The organism is Streptomyces sp. NPDC059456 (assembly GCF_042750055.1).
Taxonomy (GTDB): domain Bacteria; phylum Actinomycetota; class Actinomycetes; order Streptomycetales; family Streptomycetaceae; genus Streptomyces.
The window spans coordinates 1-5,265 of sequence record NZ_JBHYVA010000609.1; the positions used below are offsets into that span (position 1 = coordinate 1).

Consider the following 5,265-nt stretch of genomic DNA (forward strand, 5'->3'; position numbering starts at 1 on the left):
TTGCTGCACCATGCAACAAGACCCCTCCCCCGCCCTCCCCCGCCCGGCGGTGCCCCGCCCGCCCTCGATGCTGCGGCTGGCCTGGGCCTCGCTCGCCGGCACCGCCATCGAGTTCTACGACTTCTTCGTCTACGGCACGGCCGCGGCCCTCGTGCTCGGCCCGCTCTTCTTCCCGTCCTTCTCCCCGCTGGCCGGCACCCTCGCCGCCTTCGGCACCTTCGGCATCGGCTTCCTCGCCCGCCCGCTGGGTTCCGTGGTCTTCGGGCACATCGGCGACCGCTACGGCCGGCGCCCGGTGCTGCTCGGCTCCCTGCTGCTGACCGGCCTCGCCACGGTGGCGGTCGGCTGCGTGCCGACGTACGCGACCATCGGCGCGGCGGCGCCCCTGATACTGCTCGCGCTGCGCTTCCTCCAGGGCCTGGGCCTCGGCGGCGAGTGGGGCGGGGCGGTCCTGCTGACCGCCGAGCACGCCCCCGAGCAGCGGCGCGGGCTGTGGGCGAGCTTCCCGCAGGCCGGTCCGGCGGTGGGCTTCCTGCTGGCCAACGGCATGACCCTCACCCTGTCCGCGACGCTGACCGACGCGCAGTTCGCCGCCTGGGGCTGGCGCGTGCCGTTCTGGGCGGCGGGCGTGCTGGCCCTCGCCGGGCTGTGGCTGCGCCGCTCGGTCGAGGAGACCCCGCAGTTCCGGGCCCTCGCCGAGACGGGCCGGCGCTCCGACGCCCCGCTGTCCGAGGTGGTGCGCGGGCACTGGCGGCTGCTCCTGCTGACCGGCGGGGCGCTGTCGCTCGGGTACGCGGTGTTCTACGCGGTCACCACCTGGTCCCTCGCGTACGCCACCGAGCACCTGCGGGTGGACCGCACGGTGATGCTGGCCTGCATCATGACGGCCGTCGCGCTCAAGGGGCTGATGACCCCGGTGGTGGCGGTGCTCGGCGACCGTCACGGCCGCCGGCCGCTGTGTCTGGCGGGCAGCGCGATGTGCCTGGTGTGGATGTTCCCGTTCGTCGCGCTGCTGCGGACGGCGGACCCGCTGCTGATGACGCTGGGCTGCCTGGGCGGGCTGCTGGGCATGGTGACGATGTTCGCCGTGGTGGGCGCGTACCTGCCGGAGCTGTACGCCCCGCGGATCCGCTGTACGGGCGCGGCCGTGGGCTACAACCTGGGCGGTGTGCTGGGCGGGGCGCTGACCCCGCTCGTGGCGACGGCGCTGGCGGACGGTTCCGGCCCGCCGTGGGGCGTGGCCGTGTACCTGAGTGCGGTCGCCCTGCTCAGCCTGGCCTGCTTCGTGCTGCTGCCGGAGACGAACCCGACGCTGGTCCGGTCGCGTACGGGCCTCGGCAGGGAGTCGGGCCCGGACGCGGGTACGGGAACGGGGGCGGCCGAAGCGGCCGCCCCCGCATAGCCCGCGCCGACGGACGTCAGGCGTCGATGCTCTCCGAGCGGGCGGCGGCTTCGGCGGCCGCCTGCTTCTTCGAGGCGATCAGGCTGGTGATCGTGGTGATCACCAGGACACCGCAGATGACGCCCAGGGAGACCGGGATGGAGATCTGGGGGACGTGCACCCCGGACTCGTGCAGGGCGTGCAGCACCAGCTTGATGCCGATGAAGCCGAGGATGACGGACAGGCCGTAGCTGAGGTGGACCAGCTTCTTGAGCAGGCCGCCGATGAGGAAGTACAGCTGGCGCAGACCCATCAGGGCGAAGGCGTTGGCCGTGAAGACGATGTACGGGTCCTGGGTGAGGCCGAAGATCGCGGGGATCGAGTCCAGGGCGAACAGCACGTCGGTGGTGCCGATGGCGAGCATGACGACCATCAGCGGGGTCAGGACGCGCTTGCCGTTCTCGCGGATGAAGAGCTTGGTGCCGTGGTAGCGGTCGGCGACGCCGAACTTGTGCTCGATCGACTTGAGGAGGCGGTTCTCCTCGAACTCCTCTTCCTCCTCGTCCTTGCGGGCCTCCTGGATCAGCTTCCACGCGGTGTAGATCAGGAACGCGCCGAAGATGTAGAAGACCCACGAGAAGGAGGTGATGATCGCGGCGCCGGCCGCGATGAAGACGGCGCGCAGGACCAGGGCGATCAGGACGCCCACGAGCAGGACGCGCTGCTGGAGGTGGGAGGGCACGGAGAACTTCGCCATGATCAGTACGAAGACGAAGAGGTTGTCCACGCTGAGGGACTTCTCGGTGATGAAGCCCGCGAAGAACTCCTGGGAGGCCTGGCCGTTGCCGAAGAACAGCAGGCCGAGCCCGAAGAGCACGGCGAGGGCGATCCAGACGACCGTCCAGATGCCCGCTTCCTTGATCGATACGTCGTGCGGTTTGCGGCCGATGAAGAAATCGGCGCCGATGAGGATGCCCAGACCGAGAATGGTCAGCACCCAGAGGGTCAACGAAACATCCACTGTTTATTCGCCTCCGGCAGATGGCTCAGCACACATGTCAGCGTCATCGCTGCCGGAGGTCTCTTCCACCCGGGCGGCCTGGAGGCCGTGGGCCGGCGCCCCGGGGCCGACTGCGCGCACGTGGCCGCAGTGGTCCGTATTGACGGGTACGCCGTAGCAGGAAAGCAGGAATACTCCCCTCCGCGGGCTCCAGGTTACCCGTCAGACCCCCAAAAGGTAAAGAGAACCCCAAGGGCCGGTCATGGGCGGGCATTGCGCCGGGTCGCGGCGATCCTGTCCAGGGTCTGCTCCAGGACCCGGCTGCCCCGCGGCGGCAGGTCCGGTTCGAAGGTCCAGGCGTGGCCGACCCACGGGTCGGCGAGGTGGTTGTCCGGTACCGGCGACAGCCGCATCAGCGAGCGCCACAGCGGGTCCAGCAGCGGCCCGTACGCCGAGGCCTCGTCGCGGTCCGCCACCATCAGCAGGTGCACGCCGACCGCCGGTCCCTCGTCGGCCAGGTACCGCAGCCGGGTGACGGCCCGGTCGTCGAAGCCGTGCGGGAAGTCGTGCACGATCAGCAGCTGGTCGGCGACGTCCACGTCGGGCGGCAGGTCCTCGGGGGCCCCGGCCCGCACGGCCATCTGTACGAGGTCCACGCGCCGGGTCAGCTCCTCCAGGGTCCGGGTGACCCCGGCGGCCCCGGTGGCGGGCGGCCCGGCCAGCACCCCGGACGCGACCAGCGGGGCCAGGGAGCCCGCGCCCGCCCCGGCCGCGTCGATGACGTGCACGGACAGCCGGTCGCCGGGATGGACCGCGAGCAGCCGGACCACGTGGGCGACGGCCATGTCCATGGCGGCCCGGCGCAGCCGGTCGGTGTCCATCGCCATCGCGGCCTCGGAGCCGGTGCGGCCGTTGTCGATCCACAGCCCGCGCTCCGGCGGGACCCGTACCAGCATGGGGATGCGCAGGTCGGGCCGCTCGGGCAGGTGCAGGTCGCCGAGGCGCAGAGCCATCGGCGCCTCCTCGGGGACCCCCTGACCGTGCCAGACGGGGTTGGCCCAGCGGGCGTACGCGGCCGGCAGCGCGGGCTCGACCACCTCGGACTCGGCGATCAGCTGGGCGAGGTCCCGGTCGAGCACGGCCTTCGCCCGGGCGACGAGCTCGTCGTGGCGGGCGCGGGCCTCGTCGCGGGCGGCGTTGCCGGAGCCCGCGAGGCGGTGGCGGGGGTCGGACAGCGCCCCGTCGAGCTCGCGGTCCATCCGCGACTCGGCGAACTCGCAGGCGCTGCGGTAGGCGGCCACGGAGCGGGCCAGGTCCTCGAACATGCCCCAGACCTGGTTGTAGAGCCGCTCCTCCATGGACCAGCCGGAGGCGTCGCCGGCAACCGGGGCGGGGGGCCGGTCCGCCTCCGGGGAGGGGACGGCGCGCGGGCCGGGCTCCGGCGGCTCGGTGCTCGTACGGCGGCGGCGCGGGTGGGCGTAGTCGATGGTGGGCGGCCCGCCGAGGGTGTCCCCGGCCGCCGAGCCGGGCGCCGCCGCGGGGGTGCCCGGGTACGGGACGCCGGTGACGGGGAGCGGCTCCGGGGCCGGCGGGGCGGGCGGTGGCGTCGGGGCGGCCTCGGCTGCGGCGTCCCGCGGGGCCCGCAGGCCGTGCGGAACGGTCGGCGGGGACGCCGTCGGCAGGGCGGCCAGGGTGATGTCTCCGGACGGCACCAGCCCGGTGGCCACGTCGGCCAGGGCGGTGGCGGCCGGGCCGCCCAGCCCTGCGTCGGCCAGCAGCGCACCGAGCCCGTCGGCATAGCCCTGGCCCACGGCGCGGACCTTCCAGGCCCCTTGGCGCCGGTACAGCTCCAGGGCCACGACGGCCCTCTCGGAGTCCAGCCCCGTCAGGGTGAATCCGGCGAGGTCGGCGCCTTCCGGCTCGGCCACGGCCACGTACGGGGCCGGGACCGCGCCGAACCGCGCGGGCCCGCCGGGCGGCAGGACGAGGACCACGCCGAGCCGGTGCACGGCCGGTGCGACGGCGTCGAGGTCGACGGTGAAGCGGTGGTCGCCCCCCACCGTCTCCGGCACCCGGAGTCCGGGCAGGTCCCGGGCACCGGGGTGGGCCAACGCGTCGGGGCCGGCCAGCCGGCCCGCGTCATCGCAGGCCGAGGCCAGGGCGAGCACGGGCGTGCCCGCCGCGATCCTGATCTCCACCCGCGTCCCGGGCAGGGGGTGGTTCTGCCCCCGGACCAGTTCGGCCGTCATCGTGCAGCCCCTCCCCCGTGCCCTTGCGCGCGTTCTTCTCGTGTCCGGCCCCGCGGGCCGGCCTCCGGTCTACAGGTGCGGCAGGATCGCCGGCATCAGGTCCTGGAAGGTCCGGCCGTTGGCCGGGTTGCCGAGGGCCGTCATCTGCCAGCCGCCGCCGACGCGCGACACCTTCGCCATGATCTGCGCGGTGTACTGGCCGCCGCCGTCCAGCGTGTAGCGGGCCAGCTCCTGGCCGTTGGTCTCGTCGACGATGCGGCAGAAGGCGTTCTGCACCTCCTGGAACGTCTGGCCGGTGAACGAGTTCACCGTGAAGACGATCTGGTCGATGTGCACCGGCACGCGCTGGAGGTCGACGAGGATCGACTCGTCGTCCCCGCCCTGGCCGGCGCCGCCGACGAGGTTGTCACCGGTGTGCCGGACCGAGCCGTCGTCGCTCTGCAGGTGGCGGAAGAACACCACGTCCACCGGCTGCTTCTCGGCGAAGAGCACCGCCGACGCGTCCAGGTCGATCTCCCGGGTCCGGGAGCCGAACAGTCCGCGGCGCTTGGCCGCCTGCCAGCCGAGGCCCATCCGGACCGCGGTCAGCGTGCCCCCGTCCTGCTTCTGCAGACTGATGGCCTGACCCTTGGTCC

The 5,265-nt window shown here is 73.2% G+C and carries 4 protein-coding genes; 1 reads left to right on the forward strand and 3 read right to left on the reverse strand.

The window, feature by feature from the left end; all coding sequences use genetic code 11:
- Positions 1–67: 67 nt before the first annotated feature.
- A complete protein-coding gene (locus tag ACFXA3_RS34615; protein WP_385193620.1) occupies positions 68–1,402 on the forward strand; it encodes an MFS transporter in 1,335 nt (444 codons plus the stop codon).
- Between the two features lie 16 nt (positions 1,403–1,418).
- Here ACFXA3_RS34615 and ACFXA3_RS34620 read toward each other — a convergent pair whose 3' ends face one another.
- The 3 genes from ACFXA3_RS34620 to ACFXA3_RS34630 form a co-directional block, all read right to left on the reverse strand.
- Entirely contained in the window at positions 1,419–2,402 is a 984-nt protein-coding gene (locus ACFXA3_RS34620) for a TerC family protein (RefSeq protein WP_385193612.1), read from the reverse strand.
- 239 nt (positions 2,403–2,641) lie between these two features.
- A complete protein-coding gene (locus tag ACFXA3_RS34625; protein WP_385193614.1) occupies positions 2,642–4,630 on the reverse strand; it encodes a TerD family protein in 1,989 nt (662 codons plus the stop codon).
- 69 nt (positions 4,631–4,699) lie between these two features.
- Positions 4,700–5,265 (reverse strand): TerD family protein (locus ACFXA3_RS34630; RefSeq protein WP_385193617.1); only part of this gene is annotated, 566 nt, incomplete at its 5' end.